General features: G+C 33.7%; 19 protein-coding genes. 15 read left to right on the top strand and 4 right to left on the bottom strand.

The window, feature by feature from the left end; genetic code table 11:
• Nucleotides 1-134: 134 nt before the first annotated feature.
• Both QMO72_RS09030 and QMO72_RS09025 read left to right on the top strand, forming a co-directional pair.
• The gene (locus QMO72_RS09030) at nt 135-1,184 is read left to right on the top strand and encodes a CAP-associated domain-containing protein (RefSeq protein WP_069824348.1); all 1,050 of its coding nucleotides are present in this window, start codon (nt 135-137) and stop codon (nt 1,182-1,184) included.
• Between the two features lie 17 nt (nt 1,185-1,201).
• Nucleotides 1,202-1,636 carry a YlbF/YmcA family competence regulator gene (locus tag QMO72_RS09025; protein WP_069824347.1) on the top strand — a complete coding sequence of 145 codons (435 nt, stop codon included), beginning with the start codon at nt 1,202-1,204 and terminating at the stop codon, nt 1,634-1,636.
• A 98-nt stretch (nt 1,637-1,734) separates the two neighbouring features.
• Here the strand turns inward: QMO72_RS09025 and QMO72_RS09020 are convergent, their stop codons facing one another.
• Nucleotides 1,735-2,655 carry a lysophosphatidylglycerol phospholipase D gene (locus QMO72_RS09020; RefSeq protein ID WP_103267915.1) on the bottom strand — a complete coding sequence of 307 codons (921 nt, stop codon included), beginning with the start codon at nt 2,653-2,655 and terminating at the stop codon, nt 1,735-1,737.
• Nucleotides 2,656-2,784: 129 nt separating this feature from the next.
• On the opposite strand from QMO72_RS09020, the gene QMO72_RS09015 reads away from it, so the two are divergent.
• Nucleotides 2,785-3,036, top strand: a complete 252-nt coding sequence (locus tag QMO72_RS09015; RefSeq protein ID WP_046836131.1) for a YlbG family protein — start codon at nt 2,785-2,787, stop codon at nt 3,034-3,036.
• Nucleotides 3,037-3,154: 118 nt separating this feature from the next.
• Here the strand turns inward: QMO72_RS09015 and QMO72_RS09010 are convergent, their stop codons facing one another.
• Entirely contained in the window at nt 3,155-3,544 is a 390-nt protein-coding gene (locus QMO72_RS09010; protein ID WP_103267914.1) for a DUF7147 family protein, read from the bottom strand.
• Nucleotides 3,545-3,614: 70 nt separating this feature from the next.
• Between QMO72_RS09010 and rsmD the strand changes: the two genes are divergently transcribed.
• Together rsmD and coaD are read left to right on the top strand one after the other, a co-directional pair.
• Complete coding sequence (gene rsmD / locus QMO72_RS09005; protein ID WP_103267913.1) at nt 3,615-4,172, top strand: 16S rRNA (guanine(966)-N(2))-methyltransferase RsmD; 558 nt, start codon at nt 3,615-3,617, stop codon at nt 4,170-4,172.
• Nucleotides 4,159-4,644 carry a pantetheine-phosphate adenylyltransferase gene (coaD, locus tag QMO72_RS09000; RefSeq protein ID WP_103267912.1) on the top strand — a complete coding sequence of 162 codons (486 nt, stop codon included), beginning with the start codon at nt 4,159-4,161 and terminating at the stop codon, nt 4,642-4,644. Before rsmD ends, coaD begins: the two co-directional genes overlap by 14 nt.
• Nucleotides 4,645-4,788: 144 nt before the next feature.
• Here coaD and QMO72_RS08995 read toward each other — a convergent pair whose 3' ends face one another.
• Nucleotides 4,789-5,922 (bottom strand): nucleotidyltransferase, encoded by a 1,134-nt coding sequence (locus tag QMO72_RS08995; RefSeq protein WP_103267911.1) that lies wholly within the window; start codon nt 5,920-5,922, stop codon nt 4,789-4,791.
• Nucleotides 5,923-6,048: 126 nt separating this feature from the next.
• Here QMO72_RS08995 and QMO72_RS08990 point away from each other — a divergent pair, with 126 nt between their 5' ends.
• From QMO72_RS08990 to pheT, 6 genes are all read left to right on the top strand, one after another.
• Nucleotides 6,049-6,597, top strand: a complete 549-nt coding sequence (locus QMO72_RS08990) for a YceD family protein (protein WP_103267910.1) — start codon at nt 6,049-6,051, stop codon at nt 6,595-6,597.
• An 81-nt stretch (nt 6,598-6,678) separates the two neighbouring features.
• Nucleotides 6,679-6,852: a 50S ribosomal protein L32 gene (gene rpmF, locus QMO72_RS08985; protein WP_002507971.1), complete on the top strand. Its 174-nt coding sequence runs from the start codon at nt 6,679-6,681 to the stop codon at nt 6,850-6,852.
• Nucleotides 6,853-6,984: 132 nt separating this feature from the next.
• On the top strand, nt 6,985-7,926 hold the full coding sequence (locus QMO72_RS08980) for a M23 family metallopeptidase (RefSeq protein ID WP_103267909.1): 942 nt from the start codon (nt 6,985-6,987) through the stop codon (nt 7,924-7,926).
• 25 nt (nt 7,927-7,951) lie between these two features.
• On the top strand, nt 7,952-8,692 hold the full coding sequence (locus tag QMO72_RS08975) for a TrmH family RNA methyltransferase (protein WP_103267908.1): 741 nt from the start codon (nt 7,952-7,954) through the stop codon (nt 8,690-8,692).
• Nucleotides 8,693-9,033: 341 nt separating this feature from the next.
• The gene (gene pheS / locus QMO72_RS08970) at nt 9,034-10,092 is read left to right on the top strand and encodes a phenylalanine--tRNA ligase subunit alpha (RefSeq protein ID WP_069824339.1); all 1,059 of its coding nucleotides are present in this window, start codon (nt 9,034-9,036) and stop codon (nt 10,090-10,092) included.
• Nucleotides 10,092-12,494 carry a phenylalanine--tRNA ligase subunit beta gene (gene pheT, locus QMO72_RS08965; protein ID WP_103267907.1) on the top strand — a complete coding sequence of 801 codons (2,403 nt, stop codon included), beginning with the start codon at nt 10,092-10,094 and terminating at the stop codon, nt 12,492-12,494. The genes pheS and pheT overlap by 1 nt, the downstream gene beginning before the upstream one ends.
• A gap of 62 nt (nt 12,495-12,556) precedes the next feature.
• Here the strand turns inward: pheT and rnhC are convergent, their stop codons facing one another.
• The gene (gene rnhC / locus QMO72_RS08960) at nt 12,557-13,489 is read right to left on the bottom strand and encodes a ribonuclease HIII (RefSeq protein WP_103267906.1); all 933 of its coding nucleotides are present in this window, start codon (nt 13,487-13,489) and stop codon (nt 12,557-12,559) included.
• 304 nt (nt 13,490-13,793) lie between these two features.
• On the opposite strand from rnhC, the gene zapA reads away from it, so the two are divergent.
• The 4 genes from zapA (at nt 13,794) to QMO72_RS08940 (ending at nt 18,742) form a co-directional block, all read left to right on the top strand.
• Complete coding sequence (zapA, locus tag QMO72_RS08955) at nt 13,794-14,063, top strand: cell division protein ZapA (RefSeq protein ID WP_046836142.1); 270 nt, start codon at nt 13,794-13,796, stop codon at nt 14,061-14,063.
• Complete coding sequence (locus tag QMO72_RS08950; protein WP_103267905.1) at nt 14,060-14,581, top strand: CvpA family protein; 522 nt, start codon at nt 14,060-14,062, stop codon at nt 14,579-14,581. The genes zapA and QMO72_RS08950 overlap by 4 nt, the downstream gene beginning before the upstream one ends.
• Before the next feature lie 93 nt (nt 14,582-14,674).
• Nucleotides 14,675-16,387 (top strand): DNA polymerase/3'-5' exonuclease PolX, encoded by a 1,713-nt coding sequence (gene polX / locus QMO72_RS08945; RefSeq protein WP_103267904.1) that lies wholly within the window; start codon nt 14,675-14,677, stop codon nt 16,385-16,387.
• Between the two features lie 9 nt (nt 16,388-16,396).
• The gene (locus tag QMO72_RS08940; protein WP_103267903.1) at nt 16,397-18,742 is read left to right on the top strand and encodes an endonuclease MutS2; all 2,346 of its coding nucleotides are present in this window, start codon (nt 16,397-16,399) and stop codon (nt 18,740-18,742) included.
• Nucleotides 18,743-18,777: the final 35 nt, after the last annotated feature.

Raw genomic sequence — 18,777 nt, 5'->3', positions numbered from 1 at the left:
AATCACGTCTACTTTGTAATATCTAAATTGATATAGTGATTTATAGCTTAATAAAGAATTTACAATGACATGCCTTGCTTGTAACATAATGAAACATGTACAATAAACAAAAGAGAAATATAGGTGGGTGAGTGATGAAAAAGCTAATAATTAAAGTTATTGGTGTATTATTATTGATTTGTTTTTTGATTTATCTATTTTACTCGCCACGTTTAAAATTTGATGTCTTGGAAAATCCTAATAAAGATTCAACTAAATCTACACAAAATAAAGATTTTAAAGAACAAGAATCGAATGTTGAAAATCCTATGCCCAAAGAAGGTGTCGGTACGTGGGTAGGTAAAAGTTTAAATAGATTAACTGATAAATATGGACAAGCAGATCGGGTGTATCCATATAAAAATAATTTTAAAACCTATGTCTTTAAACAAAAAGATGAATATTATTTGGTGACAACAAAACGTGGCATTATCAAATCTGTTTATGCAACAGGGAAAAATGCTAAAGTGAATCCATTACATATTTCTGATAGTGCATCCCATGTTTTTGAAGAATTTAGTATTAATCCAGAACCTACAATCAATGCTAATGGAAAAAAATATGAATTAGAATTGTCTGATTCAGATATGAAAACACAAACATTAGTTAAGTTCAAAAATATATATGCTCAAATATATATAGATCAACAAACTAATAAAATTGTAGCGGTAAGATATCTAGATAGTGAAGCATTAGCGGCATTTAAACCATATCAAATGTTAACTTCTAAAGAAGATAAGGAAGTTAAAAGTAAGCATGGCGATTTACCTTATGAACAGAGTTCAAACCAATTGATGACGCTTTATGAAATAACAAATGAAATGAGAAAACTCAAAGATGCCAAACCATTAAAAATTAACAACACACTTGCACACATAGCCTCATTTAACTTGTATGAAGCAACAGGAGCAGATAGTGTCGAATTCACAGAAGATGCCTTAAAACAGCAGCTTAATGAACAAGACGTGTCATTTGTATCAAGTAGTCAAAACGTAGGTTATGATTTTAATGATGTACCTACATTGATACACAGTTGGCTAAACTCAGATATACACAGGTCAAGAATGTTGAATTCTAAATATAATGAAATGGGTGGAGAAGTCATGAATGGCTACTATACCAATATATTTGTGGAAGAAAAATAGAAAGGAGATTTGTAATTATGATTACCGAAGAAACATTAACTGTACTGGATGATATAGAGGCACTTAGCGATAAAATAGTAGCATCCCGTGTTTATAATGAATATAAATTAGCGGAACAAGCATTAGCAACAAATGATGAAGCACATCTCCTATACCAAGCTTTTTTGAAATCGAAGGACAAATACGATGAAATTATGCGTTTTGGTAAATATCATCCGGATTATCAAAGTGTGATGCTTGATACACGAAAAAGAAAGCGCGCATATGAAATGTTACCTGTGGTAATGGACTATAAACAAAAAGAAGTAGCGCTACAAAATTTGATAGATGAAGTGATTGTAAAAATTGCATATGCTGTTTCTGAAAATGTGAAAATTGAAACGGGCAATCCATTTTTCCAAAAGGATTCAAGTGGTTGTGCTACTGGCGGCTCTTGTAGTTGTTCGTTGTAACGTTTGTAAATGTTTTAATACAGATATAGTAAGCCGGAAGTCATCACGAATAAAATAAAAGCTTGGATATCTTAATGTGATATCCAAGCTTTTATTTTTTAGTGATATGTTAATTTAAAGCGTTCGGCTAAATCTGGACGATCAGTGATCAGCGTATGGGCACCATGGAATAGTAAATCATTCATAAGGTCAAGGTTATTGACCCCATAATAACTTGGTACAATATTTCGTTCATTTAGCCAATGAATAAATCTTGGTGAATTTAATTTAATACCTTTAACGGATATTGGCATGTGGAAAGTATGTGCATTTGTTTGAAACATATGTCCTAAGCCTAAATTAAATTTAGAAAAACCTTCAGCAATCTCACAAGGTCTAGCGCCAATCGCGATAAAACCATTGCTTAATTTGGAAATTTGATCAATGTGTTTTTGATAAGCACTAGATACCAAGACACGTTCTTGAGCACCATGTGTTACGATTATCTTATATAATAATTCAGGTACGAGTTGACCATGTGAATGATTGGGATTATCACTTAAAGTAATACTTATCACTTGGTTGGGGTATAAATCTAATAGTTCATCCAATGATAAAATACGTGCATCTGGATGTGCTTCATAGGGTTTAAAGTTATTAATATCAGTATAATGGTAACCAGCATCTAAATTTTGTAATTCATCAAATGTGTGCTCTGAGATTTTTCCTGAACCATTAGTTGTTCGATCGACATCTGTATCATTAAAAACGATTAATTGATTATCTTTCGTTATTCTAATACTTATATCGAAACCATCTATATTATGAGCTACCGCATTATCAAAAGCGAGTTTAGTATTTTCTGGTCGAACTGCCATACCACCACGATGTGCTAAGATATATGGGGCAGGTTTTGAAAAGAAAGCGGGTATGCTTTGAGGCTTAGGTTTGGTTTTATATCTATTTATAAAAAACAAGCTACTGACTATACCAACCGTACTTAAAAAAGCACCCTTAAATAATTTGTTGAAATTTGCCATGAACAATCCTCCTCTTTTATGTATATAGAGTAATATAGCAAAACTTAGAGTTACATCAAAATAATTGTTATTTATAAAATGAAAAAGACATGATATTATATAAGGGCTAATAATTGGAGTGATAATAAAATGCAAACTGTACCTAGAACAAGTTTAATCATATATTTGAAACATATGAAACACGAAAGACAAGTACGAAAGTTTGGGCACATTGTCAGTACAAATAGACAACAGCGCTATGTTGTTATGTATATCAATGAACAAGAAGCGGATCAAATTGTCGGGAAACTTATTAAACTCAAATATGTGAAGCACATTGAAGGCTCACCATATAAATATTTAGAAAAAGTATATGAAAAAGAACAGCATGAAATTTCATAACTCAAATCATTTAAGTTGAATGTTTAAGTAAAGATAGTATTTATCTATTTGAAATTGAAATTAAATAAAGCCACAATAGCACAATGGATTGTCTACGGTGGCTTTATTTTGTTGATTTTTATTGTAAAGGCGGTATCCATCTTTGTAACCTTAATACGCTGATTAAGTAATTGTAGTATAAATCAAGGTCATGAAATGCTTCAGGAGGCTGGACATCAATGCCTTTAATGTCAATGTCAAAGCGATCTGCTTGTGCATTAATGAGCTCGAATTTTTTGTTAGGCGTTGGGTATGGATATTTTAAAGCGTTAACCATCATGTACATTGCTTGAAAATGCTGACCACTCGTTGGTTTCATAATGATTGCCACAGAGGAAAGTTTTTTCTCCGAAGTAGGGGTATGAAAATAGATGATGTGGTCTATACGTTGAAAGTTATATTCAATCAAGGTATTAAATTCAAATAAGTCTGTTAAGCCTTCACCAAGCTGAATAAATGCTTGTTTCATTATTAATGTCCTCCTTATCATGCAATATGAATTATATAAAATTTGTTATAGGAATGGAAGTGTAAATAATATGAGAGTGATTTCAGGAATACATAAGAGTAAAGCACTAGAAAGTATAGAAGGACGTAATACGAGACCGACTATGGATAAAGTGAAAGAAGGTATTTTTAATAGTCTTCATGAAGTATCTGGCATAGGATTAGACTTATTTGCTGGTAGTGGGGCTTTAGGAATTGAGGCTTTATCTCGAGGTATGGATAAAATGATTTTTGTTGATCAAAATTTTAAAGCTGTTAAAGTCATTAAAGCTAACTTAAAACATTTGAATATTGAAGCGCAGGCTGAAGTCTACAAAAATAATGCTGATCGTGCACTGAAAGCACTTTCTAAAAGAGAAATTCAATTTGATGTGATATTTTTAGATCCACCTTATGACAAAGGATTGATTGACGAAGCTTTGGAAGGTATCGCAAAGTTTAATTTATTAAAAGAAAATGGTATTATCGTGTGTGAGTTCAATCATCATGAAAAAATAAACACTCAGCCATTCCAAGTGATTAAGCGTTATCATTATGGTTTGACAGATACTTTGTTATTAGAAAAAGGAGATAAAAATGTCGACAACTAAAGCAGTCATTCCTGGTAGTTTTGATCCAATAACATATGGACACATTGATATAATAGATAGAAGTGCGGATCGCTTTGATGAACTTCATATTTGTGTTTTGAAGAATAGTAGTAAATCAGGTACATTTTCAATTGAAGAACGTATCGCGTTAATAAAAGAGTCAGTCAAGCATTTAAATAATGTTACAGTACATCATTTCGATGGATTATTAGTAGATTTCTGTGACCAAATCGGTGCTCAGACAATTATCAGAGGCTTGAGAGCGGTCAGTGACTTTGAATATGAATTGCGATTGACATCGATGAATAAGAAACTAAATAGTAATGTTGAAACGATGTATATGATGACGAGTACGAATTATTCTTTTATTAGTTCGAGCGTTGTAAAAGAAGTTGCTGCTTATAAAGCAAATGTCTCTGATTTTGTGCCAGTTCACGTTGAAAAAGCATTGAACGAGAAGTTCAAAAAATAAGGATACTTTTAAAGGGAAAATCATAGGCGTTAGCGTCGTAAGGAAAAGGATGGTTGCTGTATTAAAGTATAGCAATCATCCTTTTCCTTACCCTGTTAACTTAATATATTAGGAAAATAAGCTTGAATCTGAGTGATTCACGTTTCATACACGAATGACTGGTGTATTAAAATCAGTTGCAGTATCTTGAGATAATAAGTTGTAAATTTTTGTAGCATGAATTTCATCTGAGAAGAAATGTGCATTTTTTTTATTTACTTGCGTTATAAAGTGACGTTCCGGATAATTCTTTTTCAATGCTTTCAAATATTGTTGCCCTTTTTGGTTCATGCCTAGTACGCGCACAGCATTGATATTCGTAGGAGCATGGTTTTGTTTGAAATTTAGTAAGATATTCATGAGTACACGTTGGAGATGTGTGTAAGTGTATCTTTTTGTCTTAAGTAAGGTCATTAAATGTTCGAAAGAAGTTGCTTGAGTAATGACTTGCTTCAAACGATGTTCTAAACCTTCACTCATCGTATATATTTGATTAAGACTGTTTAAATCATTGCTTAATATTGCATACTTTATAAAATGAAAGGTATCTTCAAGTTCTACTGCTGGCTGATCATATAAGTCATGTAGATGCTGTGGAACTACTTGTTTCCATAGTTCTTCGCCATCTTTGATCGATTTGCGAATTGAAGTGCCACTTGCAAAATTAAGCCCTGTAATAACGGCATCGTGATGTGAACTTTGTTCACGTTTTAAAGTCCATGGTTGAATTGTTGGAGCCCATTTTCGGATTGCTCTTACATAAGAAATACCTAAAGTGTTATTAGGCGATGAGAGTAAGGTGTTATCTGATACTAGCTCACTTAAAATTCGAGGGTAGCTTTTACCTTCTTTGGATTTTGTGATAAATTGTTGGGAATTTTCGACACTTTCAATATCGTTTGCAAGTGATGTAAAGGCATCAATATTACCAGCTTCACTTCCAAATGATAAATGATCAATCGATAAATAGTCAGCCACTTTGACTGCAGCTTCTGCAAAATAGGGGCCGGCAGATAACGTAGCATATGCAGGTAATTCTATAACTAAGTCTACCGCGCTTAAAGCCATCTGTGTGCGAATAAATTTATTGTAAATTGCTGGTTGGCCTCTCATGACAAAGTGTCCGCTCATTATTGCGACAGAAATGTCAGCGCCAGTGATTGACTTTGACTTCTGGGCATGGTATAAGTGACCATTGTGGAAAGGATTATATTCTGTGATTAGTGCAACGCTTTTCATTTGCAATTCTTCCTTTCAGAATTCATTATAGATATTGTAACAGATGTGAATGTGTTAAGAAAAAATCTTGACAACTTATATCTATAAAGTTAAAATAAATTTTGTGCTTGTTAGAGGTGAAGCCATATGAAATGGTCAATAACACAATTAAGAAAATTCCAAGATAAACCATTTGAATTCCATCAAACGGTTAATTTTGATCATTTAGTAAAATCATTAGATTTAATAGATCTATCTGATATTGATATTGCTGGTGAATTAACCGTAAGGTCAAATGAAGTCATTGCAGATATGCATATCACGGGAACATATACAATGGCGTGTGCACGTACTTTGGTTCCGGTAGAAGCTCCATTAGATATCAAATCTCAAGAGATTTTTGATTTGGAAGGTTATGAACGTTATAGCAATGACGCAGAAGATGATGAACATTATCATGATGCAACAGACGGTATGATAAATCTAAAGAATATTGCTGAAGAACTTGTTATTATTGAAAAGCCAATGCGTGTTTTTTCAAATGAAAGCGATCAGATGTTACGAGAAGGTAATGGTTGGGAAGTTATTGACGAAGAACAAGCGATTGATGATGCTAAAGAACAAGAGCAATCTGATTCTAAGCAAATTGATCCTAGGCTTCAAAAATTACAACAACTATATGACGAAGAGCAATAGCAGATTTGTGTAATCTATAGTATAATAGATTATTGAATCTGAAAATATCTATTTAGTGTTTGAATATAAGGAGGATATATCATGGCAGTACCAAAAAGAAGAACGTCAAAAACGAGAAAAAATAAACGTCGTACGCATTTTAAAATTTCAGTACCTGGTATGACAGAATGCCCAAGCTGTGGCGAATACAAATTATCTCACCGCGTATGTAAGAACTGTGGTTCATACAATGGTGAAGACGTTGTATCAAAATAAATTTTTATTAATTTAATGACCTAATATAGGTCGACGATTATCGTTCATTAATTATTCACTTGATAATTTTTGAGCGATTTTTTATTTTATACATGAATAAAAAAGATATCAAGTGATGGGTTGTGTGAAGATATGGAGACAATTAACGCGCAAATAATTATGAATAGAATAGAAAATAATGATGTCAATTGGATATATCATCATTTTAGTGATGATTTTCAAGATGTATCGTCGTTTGAAGAATTAACAAAGTTATTAGAAGAGTACAATCGTATTCGGGCAACGAACGCACAATATAAACATATACATATAAATCATCAAGATGAATATATTTGGTTTGATAGTAAGATGACCTCTGGGGTGAGTGTAACTTTAAATAAATATCAAGAAATTATTAGTTTGGTATTAATCCCGCTTAAGCATATACATGTAAGTAAAAATACAAGGCAAACTTATACGTTACCTATTGTACAAGATTGGCTTGTATGGTCTGGTGGGGATAATGTATTGTTAAATACGCATTATCATTATAAACATCAAAGACATGCGCTCGATTTAATTCGTGTGGAACAAGGCATGACGTATAAAGGTAATCCACAATTATGCGAGAATTACTACGCTTATAATAAACCAATTTTAGCTCCAGCTAATGGAACGGTAGTAGAAATTGTGGATGGTATTGCAGATGGTGTACCTGGTGAAATAAATACCAATCATCCAGAAGGAAATTATATTATTATTCAACACAGCAGACATGAGTATAGTATGATTGCTCATATAAAACCTAACTCTTTTAAAATAGAAAAGGGCGATGAATTACTACGCGGTCAACACATTGCAAATGTTGGAAATTCAGGCAATTCATCTGAACCACACGTACATTTTCAAGTAATGGATAGTAATGATTTACAAATGGCGCAGACATTAAAAATAAAATTACATAATTACGCATCACCTGAAAAAGGTGATATAGTAACCTATACAGGAGATAATATTTTAGTAAATAAAGACAATTATTTTTCGGCATTTATTAAAAGTATCAGCACAAACATCACACAAAGATTCAGAAGTTAAAAATTTAAAATAAAGAGGCTATGCTATGGAAATGATTACTTCGGCTCAAAATAGTAAAGTTAAAAATGCAAATAAATTAAAAAAGAAACGTGATAGAGATAAAACTGGTCAAGCACTTATTGAAGGTTATCATCTGATTGAAGAAGCGTATCAAAGCACAGTCAAAATTAAACAACTGTTTGTAGTTGACGTAGAAAGATTAGATGAGAGATTAATGACTTACGCTGAAGAAGTGTTTGAAATTAATCTTAAAGTAGCAGAAAGTTTATCTGGAACAGTAACGCCGCAAGGTTTTTTTGCAGTAATTGAAAAACCAGTACCTGAAACGACACAGGCTAAACAAGTATTGCTTGTAGATTGTATTCAAGATCCAGGTAATTTAGGGACTTTAATACGTACGGCTGATGCTGCTGGGTTAGACCTTATCGTACTTGAAAAAGGGACGGCTGACCCATATCAAGACAAAGTGTTACGTGCAAGCCAAGGAAGTGTATTTCACATTCCTATTATTACTCAGGAGTTAAGTGAGTTTATCGATCAATTTGAAGGTAATGTTTATGGAACAGCATTAGAAAATGCGCTTCCTTATCAACAAATACCAAGTCAGGATCACTTTGCGCTTCTTTTAGGTAATGAAGGCGAAGGTGTAAATGCTGATTTGTTAAACAAAACGACTCAAAATTTGACAATACCTATTTATGGGAAAGCAGAGAGTTTAAATGTAGCTATTGCAGGTAGTATAGTGATGTACCATTTGAAAGGTTGACCCTGTAATCAAAAATCGTATATAATATAATTAATGTTATGACAAAGACAATAACAACCGATAAAAAGACGTAAACTAATTTATACAGTAGTAGAAGGGAGAATATCCAGAGACTGAGAGATGTTCCGCTGTTTTTAGTTTTTTTCACCTTTTTGGTTACTTAAAGAGATTTAAGTCGGATTTCATTTCCGTTATCAATGACAACAAGTGTATGCGTAGGCATAAATTTGGGTGGTACCACGGAAGGCTTTCGTCCCAGTTTCAAGGGATGAAAGTCTTTTTTTGTATTTTGAAAGTATATTTTTAAAATTATTGAGTGTATTTTAACTAGGAGGCAAAGTATGGCACAAACAGAAGCTATGGCTGATATTAAACAGCAAGCAATCGTTGATATCAATGAGGCACATAATGAAAAAGCGCTACAAGATGTTAAGGTAAAATATTTAGGTAAAAAAGGGTCAGTAACTGGTTTAATGAAATATATGAAAGATTTACCAAATGAAGAAAAGCCAGCATATGGTCAACAAGTTAACGAAGTGAGACAAACCATTGAAGGTGAAATCGAATCACGTCGTAAATTATTAGCCCACGAGCAATTAGAACAACAATTGCAAGAGGAAAAAATTGATGTAACGCTCCCAAGTAGAAAAATATCTATTGGTGCTAAGCATCCCTTAACACGTACTGTAGAGGAAATAGAGGATTTATTCTTAGGGCTAGGTTATGAAATTGTAGATGGTTTTGAGGTAGAACAAGATTATTATAACTTTGAAGCATTAAACTTACCTAAATCACACCCAGCTCGAGATATGCAAGATAGTTTTTATATTACTGAAGAAACACTTATGAGAACACATACGTCTCCAGTCCAAGCAAGAACAATGGAACAGCGCAAAGGCGAAGGGCCTGTAAAAATTCTTTGCCCGGGTAAAGTGTATCGTCGTGATTCTGATGATGCGACACATAGCCATCAATTCACACAAATTGAAGGTTTAGTAGTGGATGAAAATATAAAAATGAGCGATTTAAAAGGGACTTTAGAGTTATTAGCTAAACAACTCTTTGGTGAAGATAGAGAAATTCGTTTACGTCCAAGTTATTTTCCATTTACTGAACCATCTGTGGAAGTAGACGTTTCATGTTTCAAATGTGGCGGTGCTGGTTGTAATGTCTGTAAGCAAACAGGCTGGATTGAGATTTTAGGTGCCGGCATGGTACATCCGAATGTTTTAGAAATGGCAGGTTTTGATCCTAATAAATATAGTGGATTCGCGTTTGGTATGGGGCCAGACCGTATAGCAATGTTGAAATATGGTATAGAAGATATTCGTCATTTCTATACAAATGATGTACGTTTCTTAAATCAATTTAAAGCTGTAGAAGATAGAGGTGAAATTTAATGTTTATTTCAAAAGAATGGTTAGAAAGCTATGTAGATATTGACCAACCAGTTAATGTATTAGCGGAGAGAATTACACGTACGGGTATCGAAGTGGATGATATTGTCGATTATACAAAAGACATTAAAAAATTAGTTGTTGGTTATGTACAATCTAAGACGCCTCATCCAGATGCTGATAAATTAAATATTTGCCAAGTTGATATTGGTGAAGCAGAACCAGTACAAATAGTGTGTGGCGCACCTAATGTGGATGCAGGTCAAACAGTGATCGTTGCTACAGTAGGTGGAAGATTACCAGGCGGAGTGAAAATTAAACGCGCTAAATTGCGCGGAGAACGCTCAGAAGGTATGATTTGTTCACTTCAAGAAGTAGGCGTCCCAAATAACTTAGTACCTAAACAATTTGAAAATGGTATCTATGTATTTTCATCTGCAGTTAAACCTGGAACTGATGCACTAACGGCATTGTACTTAAATGACCAAGTAATGGAATTTGATTTAACACCAAATAGAGCAGATGCATTAAGCATGATAGGTACTGCTTATGAAACAGCAGCACTGTATAACGTACCAATGACAAAGCCAGAAACACAAAGCGATGAAGTTTCATTACAGACTTCCGATGAAATCAACGTCAGCGTTAAAAATAAAGATAAAGTACCATATTACAGTACTAGAGTTGTTAATAACGTGACAATTGCACCTTCTCCAGAATGGATGCAAATGCGTTTGATTAAAGCGGGTATTAGACCAATCAATAACGTCGTTGATATATCTAACTATGTACTATTAGAATATGGTCAACCTTTACACATCTTTGATAAAGATCACATTGGCTCTACTCAAATTGAAGTACGTCAAGCGAAGGCAAATGAAACAATGACAACACTAGATGACCAAGAAAGAACTTTACAAGATACTGATATCGTTATAACGAATGGTACAACACCGATTGCCATTGCTGGTATTATGGGTGGGGATTTCTCAGAAGTGACTGAAGAAACAACCAATGTAGTTATTGAAGGCGCGATATTTGATCCAGTGTCAATCCGTCACACTTCTCGAAAATTAAATTTAAGAAGTGAAGCATCTAGCCGTTTTGAAAAAGGTATTGCTACAGAGTTTGTTGATGAAGCTGTAGATAGAGCGTGTTATTTATTACAAAGCTACGCTGGTGGAACAGTTTCACAGGGACGTGTTGCAGAAGGCGACTTAGGTCAATTTGTGACACCTATAGAAATATCAGTGGACAAAGTGAATAAAACAATAGGTTTTGAACTTTCAGCAACTGATATTGAATCGATATTTGTGCAATTAGGTTTTGAAACAACAAACCATTCAGATGTACTGACAGTCATGGTACCATCAAGACGTAAAGATATTACAATTAAAGAGGATTTAATAGAAGAAATTGCACGTATATATGGATATGATGAAATCCCTTCTACATTACCTGTTTTTGAAGATGTAACCAATGGTGCTTTAACAGATAGACAGTCTAAATCACGTATTGTAAAAGCAACCCTAGAAGGTGCAGGTTTAAGTCAAGCGATTAACTATTCACTAGTAGATAAAGAAAGAGCTAAAGACTTTGCTCTACAAGATCGTTCAACAATAGAACTATTAATGCCTATGAGTGAGGCACATTCAACATTACGTCAAAGTCTTATTCCGCATTTAATTGATGCAGCAGCTTATAACGTTGCACGTAAAAACAACGATGTACGCTTATATGAATTAGGACGTGTGTTCTTTGGTAATGGTGAGGGTGAACTACCTGATGAAGTAGAATACTTAAGTGGAATCTTAACTGGCGACTACACAGTCAACGCGTGGCAAGGTAAAAAAGAAGAAATAGATTTCTTTGTCGCTAAAGGATTTGTAGATCGTATTGCTGAAAAATTAGATATAAACTTTGAGTATGAAGCTGGAGAAATCAATGGTCTGCATCCTGGTAGAACTGCTGTAGTGAAATTGAATGGTGAAATTGTTGGTTTCGTAGGTGAATTACATCCGCAAACTGAAAAAGATAATGATTTAAAACGTACATACGTTTTTGAACTCAATTATGATAAATTAATGGCAGTATCTGTTGGATATATTAACTATCAACCAATACCAAGGTTCCCTGGGGTTTCAAGAGATATTGCATTAGTGGTTAACCGCAATATGCCATCTGCAAAATTAGTTCAAGTCATTCACGAGCATGGTGGAGATATTTTACAAAATGCAGAAGTATTTGATGTCTATGAGGGAGAACATGTTGCAGAAGATGAAAAATCAATCGCAATCCGTTTGGCATATCTAGATACACAACAAACATTAACAGATGACAAAGTAAATGCAGTACATGAAGATATCTTGGATGCATTACAAGCACAAGGTGCTACAATTAGATAACTAAACTAAAAACCTTGGAAGCCCGTATAGTGAGCTTCCAAGGTTTTTGTTTATTAAATTATTTAGTTGTTATGTTTCTTTTGGACAAGGTTCAGCGCCTTTGTTCGATTAGCAAAGTGTTTTTTAGTAATTGAATCTAAGTAATCAATCCCTTTACGCTCAATAATACGCGCAGCGGCAAGATCAACTTTGTTACTGGCGCCTTTGGGAATTTCAGTGCGCGTAGATTGCGAGATACTGTCCATATTTTTCACAAAGGCATAGCGTGAAATAATGCTGGCTGCAGCAATGGCGATGGATTTAGATTCACCTTTTGTTTCAAATTTAGTTTTATTACTCAAAGGCAAGTCGGTGAGGGCATACCTTTTATAAACGCCAGCTTCTGCAAATTGATCAATGACTATATAATCGAGTTCATCGGTGTTAATTTTCTGTGTTACATTTTTAATTGCTTCATTGTGCAAGACAGCTTTCATTTTTACTTGTGACCAACCAGCTTTTTGTTTTTCATTATACTTTTCATTGTGCATGGTCAGTAGTGAATGAGGTATAAAGGTAACGAGTTGTTCTGCGAGCTCGATAATTTTAGGGTCTGTTAGTTTTTTTGAATCGTCCACGCCCAGTGTTTTTAATACTTGTACATTTTGTTTAGATACATAGGCGGCACAAACAGTAAGGGGACCAAAATAATCGCCGCTACCAGCCTCATCACTGCCTATACACTGATATTTATTATATTGTATCGTTTGTTTGGAACTTGTTGGTTTCGATGGAGATTTTTGTTGTTGGGCAATATGAGGTAATAATTGTGCTGCTATCACTTCAGCATCGTTACCTTGAAACATAACTTTATTCGAATTATAAATGGAAATAGAAGTGTTTTTATATTTTGTTTTGGCTTTCATTCCTTGAGGAAGTTGATTTGTATTAAATTGAATTTTTGACATTAGCAGTTGAATATCTTGATGGGTTAATTTATGTACAACATTTGTCATGTTTTGGCCTCACTTTATTAAAATACTTAAATATTTGTTCAGATAACGTTTATCATATCATATCTGTAAATGAGTGAGCTACCGTTGTTCAATAACAATAATCATGCATATGAAAAACACTATTTAACTTTAGCTAAATGGAATAAAATTAAAATATTTCAAATATAACAAATCACACCTCTTACAAAATAATATTCAGTCGTGTATAATCGTTCGTGATAAATATTCTAATTTAACAACTATAAATCTAAGCGATTCAACCAAAATACATTCAGAAATACACATTAAAGTCAGGAGTTATAATATGGGTGAGTTTAAAAATCGGATTAACGTAACTATCAATGATCAACATTATACAATTGTCGGTGAAGACAATCCTGAGCATATCCGTTATGTCGCACATTTAGTTGATGAAAGACTTAAAGAGTTATCTAGTAAAAGTGCTGGCCTAGATACAACGAGAAAGGCCATACTAACGGCGGTAAATATTATGCACGAAAAAGTACAGTTAGAAGAAGAGAATTACCGTTTGCAACAAGAAATTGCACAATTGCGAAATAGTGAAGAAGAATGATTATTGATTTAATTGTTGTGTTAATCTTTATCTATATTGGAATGATAGGCTTTAGAAGAGGTGCGTGGTTAAGTTGCCTACACCTATGTTCGACACTATTTTCATTATGGGTAGCACATCGATTATATATGATTATTTCACAACGGTTAGAATTATTCGTACCATTCCCTAAAACCCGTGCATATGATTTGAATTATACATTTCAGTTTGATAATCTACAGCAACGTTTTGATCATATTATTGCTTTCTTAATTATAGCAACCGTCACTAAAATGATATGCTATGGTATTATCGTCATATTTGATAATATACTTAAATATCAATCATTACATTTAATGAGTCGTATAATCGGTGTAGTGATGAGTGTAATATCATCAATAATAATAACTTCAACATTAATATATGGTGTAGCACTGTATCCACTAGAAATCATACAACAACAATTAGCTAAGTCAATTGTTGCAACCTACATGGTAATACATATGCCGTATGTATCGACATTTGTAATGGATATATAGCGTTTTTAAAATATAGGAGGTCAGGACATAATCGATTTACTGATGAACGTGTAACAGTATTTTGTCTTGATCTTTTTTTATGGAGTGAAGATAATGACAAAAAAAGATATTATTCAATTATTAGAAAAAATAGCTACTTATATGGAATTAAAAGGTGAAAATACATTTAAAGTTTCGGCATACAGAAAAGCGGCACAAAGCCTGGAAATAGATGAGCGACCGCTTGACCAAATTGAAGATGTTACGGAATTAAAAGGTATAGGCAAAGGTGTTGGAGAGGTTATAGATGAATATCGTCAGAAAGAGAAATCATCTACGCTTGAAGCATTACAGCAAGAAGTGCCAGAAGGATTAATTCCGTTATTGAAAATACAAGGTTTAGGTAGTAAGAAAATAGCTAAGCTATATAAAGCATTAGGCATTGATGGCAAAGAATCATTACAACAAGCCTGTGAAGCGGGTAAAGTAAGTGAACTAAGTGGTTTTGCCAAAAAAACAGAGCAAAATATATTAGAAGCAGTAAAAGCATTGGGCGCAAAAAAAGATCAGTATCCAATAGATCAAATGCGTGGATTAAATTATGAGATTAAGGCTTATCTAGAAACTGTAGACGATATTGATCAATTTGAAGTTGCTGGTAGTTTTAGACGCTTTAAAGAAATGAGCAAGGATCTAGATTATATCATTAGTACCAAGCAGCCGTTAAAAGTACAGCAAGCATTACTTGATATACCAAACAAAGTAAAAGAAGTGGCTGTTGGCGAAACTAAAGTATCTTTAGAGTTATCTTATGATGACGAGACAATAGGCGTCGATTTCCGATTGATAGAGCCAGCAGCGTTTTATCATACTTTACAACATTTTACTGGATCCAAAGATCACAACATCCGCATTCGTCAATTAGCAAAAGCGAATGATGAAAAAGTAAGCGAATATGGTATAGAAAAAGCGAATGGAGAATTGTTACAATATCAAAGTGAGCGAGAAATCTATGAACATTTTGGTGTGAATTGGATTGATCCTTCAATTAGAGAAGATGGTAGCGAATTTGATAAAGATTTATCAGATATCATTAAATTAGAGGACATTAATGGAGATATACACATGCATACCACGTATAGTGATGGTGCATTTGATATAGAAGAAATGGTCCAAGCTAATATTGCCAAAGGACGACAGTTTATGGTTATAACAGACCATTCTCAAAGCCTAAAAGTAGCTAATGGTTTGTCAGTAGAGCAGCTATTACGTCAAAATAAAGAAATAAAAGCACTTAACGCTAAATATGATGAAATTGATATATATTCTGGTATTGAGATGGATATACTTCCAGATGGTCGATTAGACTATGATGATGAAGTATTGGCACAATTGGACTATGTAATCGCAGCTATACATCAAAGCTTTAATCAATCTCAAGAAGAAATTATGAAACGATTAGAAAACGCATGTCGGAATCCATATGTGAGACACATTGCACATCCTACAGGACGTATTATTGGCAGACGACCAGGTTATGAACCTGATATTGATCGTTTATGTGAAATTGCTGAAGAGACCAATACGATATTAGAAATCAATGCTAACCCCAAACGCTTAGATTTAAATGCAGAGGCGGTGAAAAAGCATCCTAATGTGAAGTTAACGATTAATACAGATGCCCATCATATTGATCATTTAGAATTTATGGCATATGGTGTAGCCACTGCACAAAAAGGTTTAGTTAAAAAGGACAGAGTGATAAATACAATGTCTCGTGAGGCATTTAAATCGCTAATTACAAATAATATTAAAATGAAGAAATAGAGGGATCGTATGAGACAGAAATCATTAAATGTCTTAGAATTCGATAAAATAAAAGCACTCGTTGAAAAAGAAACGATGAGTGATATAGGTATAGAAAAAGTTAAAGAGATGACACCAGCGACTGATTTTCATACTGTTGAATTTCAAATGAATGAAACAGATGAAATCTCGCAAATTTATAACAAACATCGCATGCCTAGTCTAAGTGGTTTGGCCAAAATATCCCCACTTATTCATAGAGCAACAATTGGTGGCGTTTTAAATGTAAGTGAATTGAATTTAATTAAAAGATTAATACAAATACAAAATCAGTATAAAACTTTTTATAATAGTTTATTAGAAGAAGAAGATTTAAATTATCCAATTCTCAATGACAGAATGGAACAATTGCCAATTTTATCTGATTTATATCAAAATATTCATCAAAAATGTGATGCCTATGATTTGTTTGATAATGCGAGTTATGAATTGCAAGGTATACGCAGCAAGATTTCTAGTGCTACACAAAGAATAAAGCAAAATTTAGATAAAATAGTAAAAAGTCAGGCCAATCAAAAAAAACTATCTGATGCTATCATCACTGTACGTAACGAGCGCAATGTTATACCAGTTAAAGCTGAATATCGCCAAGACTTTAATGGTATAGTGCATGATCAATCTGCTTCTGGACAAACACTGTACATTGAGCCATCATCTATCGTAGAAATGAGTAACCAAATTAGTCGCTTACGTAACGATGAAGCAGTAGAACGTGAGCGCATACTTACTGAACTTACAGGCCAAGTCGCTGAAGAAGCTGATGCATGCTTAGTGTCAGAGTCTATTATGGGACAAATTGATTTTCTAACTGCAAAAGCGCGTTACGCACGGTCCATCAAAGGAACGAAGCCAGAATTTACGACGGAAAGAACAGTATACTTACCCAAAGCGTTTCATCCTTTATTAGACAGAAACACAGTAGTAGCGAATACGATTGAGTTTGCTGATGGTATAGAAACAGTCATTATTACTGGACCTAACACTGGTGGTAAAACAGTTACATTAAAAACGTTAGGTTTAATTATTATGATGGCCCAATCAGGTATGCTTATTCCAACATTAGATGGAAGTAAATTAAGTATCTTTGAAAATGTATATTGTGATATCGGAGATGAACAGTCTATTGAGCAATCACTTTCTACTTTCTCATCACATATGAAGAATATTGTAGAGATTTTGAAACATGCAACACGTGATAGCTTGATTCTCTTTGATGAGCTCGGTGCAGGGACAGACCCTAGTGAAGGTGCAGCTTTAGCTATGAGTATATTAGATTATGTACATGATATAGGTTCTCTTGTCATGGCTACGACACACTATCCTGAATTAAAAGCTTATAGTTATAATAGAGATGGTGTAATGAATGCGAGTGTAGAATTTGATGTGAAAACATTAAGTCCTACTTATAAATTATTAATGGGTGTACCAGGTCGGTCAAATGCATTTGATATTTCAAAAAAATTAGGTTTAAATATGAAGGTTATTCAAAAAGCTAAATCAATGATTGGTCAAGATGAGCAAGAGATTAATGAAATGATTGCTTCTCTCGAACATAATTCTAAACGTGTGGATGAACAGCGCATAGAATTAGATCATTTATTGAGGGAAGCACAAGATACCCATGCGTCATTAGCTAAACAATATGAAAAATATCAAAATCAAGAAAAGCAACTGCTAGAAGAAGCTAAAGAAAAAGCTAATCAGCGCGTGAAATCAGCTACAAAAGAAGCGGATGAAATATTAAAAGAATTACGTGAACTCAGAGATAAAAAAGGTGCAGACGTAAAAGAACATGAATTAATCGATAAGAAGAAACAACTTGATGACCAATATGAAGCTAAATCTATTAAACAAAATATACAAAAGAAAAAATGGGATGAAATCAAAGCTGGTGATGAAGTGAAAGTACTCACATATGGACAAAAAGGTGAAGTGCTAGAAATGATAGGTAATGATGAAGCTGTAGTACAAATGGGCATCATTAAAATGAAATTACCTATAGAAGATTTGGAGAAAACTAAAAAAACAAAAGAACAACCAACTAAAATGATTAAACGTGAAAATAGACAAAGTATTAAAATGGAACTGGATTTACGTGGTTATCGTTATGATGAAGCTATGGTTGCTGTAGACCAATATCTAGACCAAGCGGTGCTAAGTAATTATGAGCAAGTTTACATTATTCATGGGAAAGGTACGGGCGCTTTACAAAAAGGCGTACAAAATCATTTAAAACGTCACAAAAGTGTGTCATCATATAGAAGCGGAATGCCAAGCGAAGGTGGATTTGGTGTTACCGTAGCAGAATTAAAATAATCGTGAGCAAGAGGTATGCAGAATAATATAAAGTC

The organism is Staphylococcus casei, from assembly GCF_030294405.1.
GTDB lineage: Bacteria > Bacillota > Bacilli > Staphylococcales > Staphylococcaceae > Staphylococcus > Staphylococcus succinus.
Note: the sequence above shows the minus strand (reverse complement) of the source record. Positions and strands in the feature narration are given on the sequence as shown.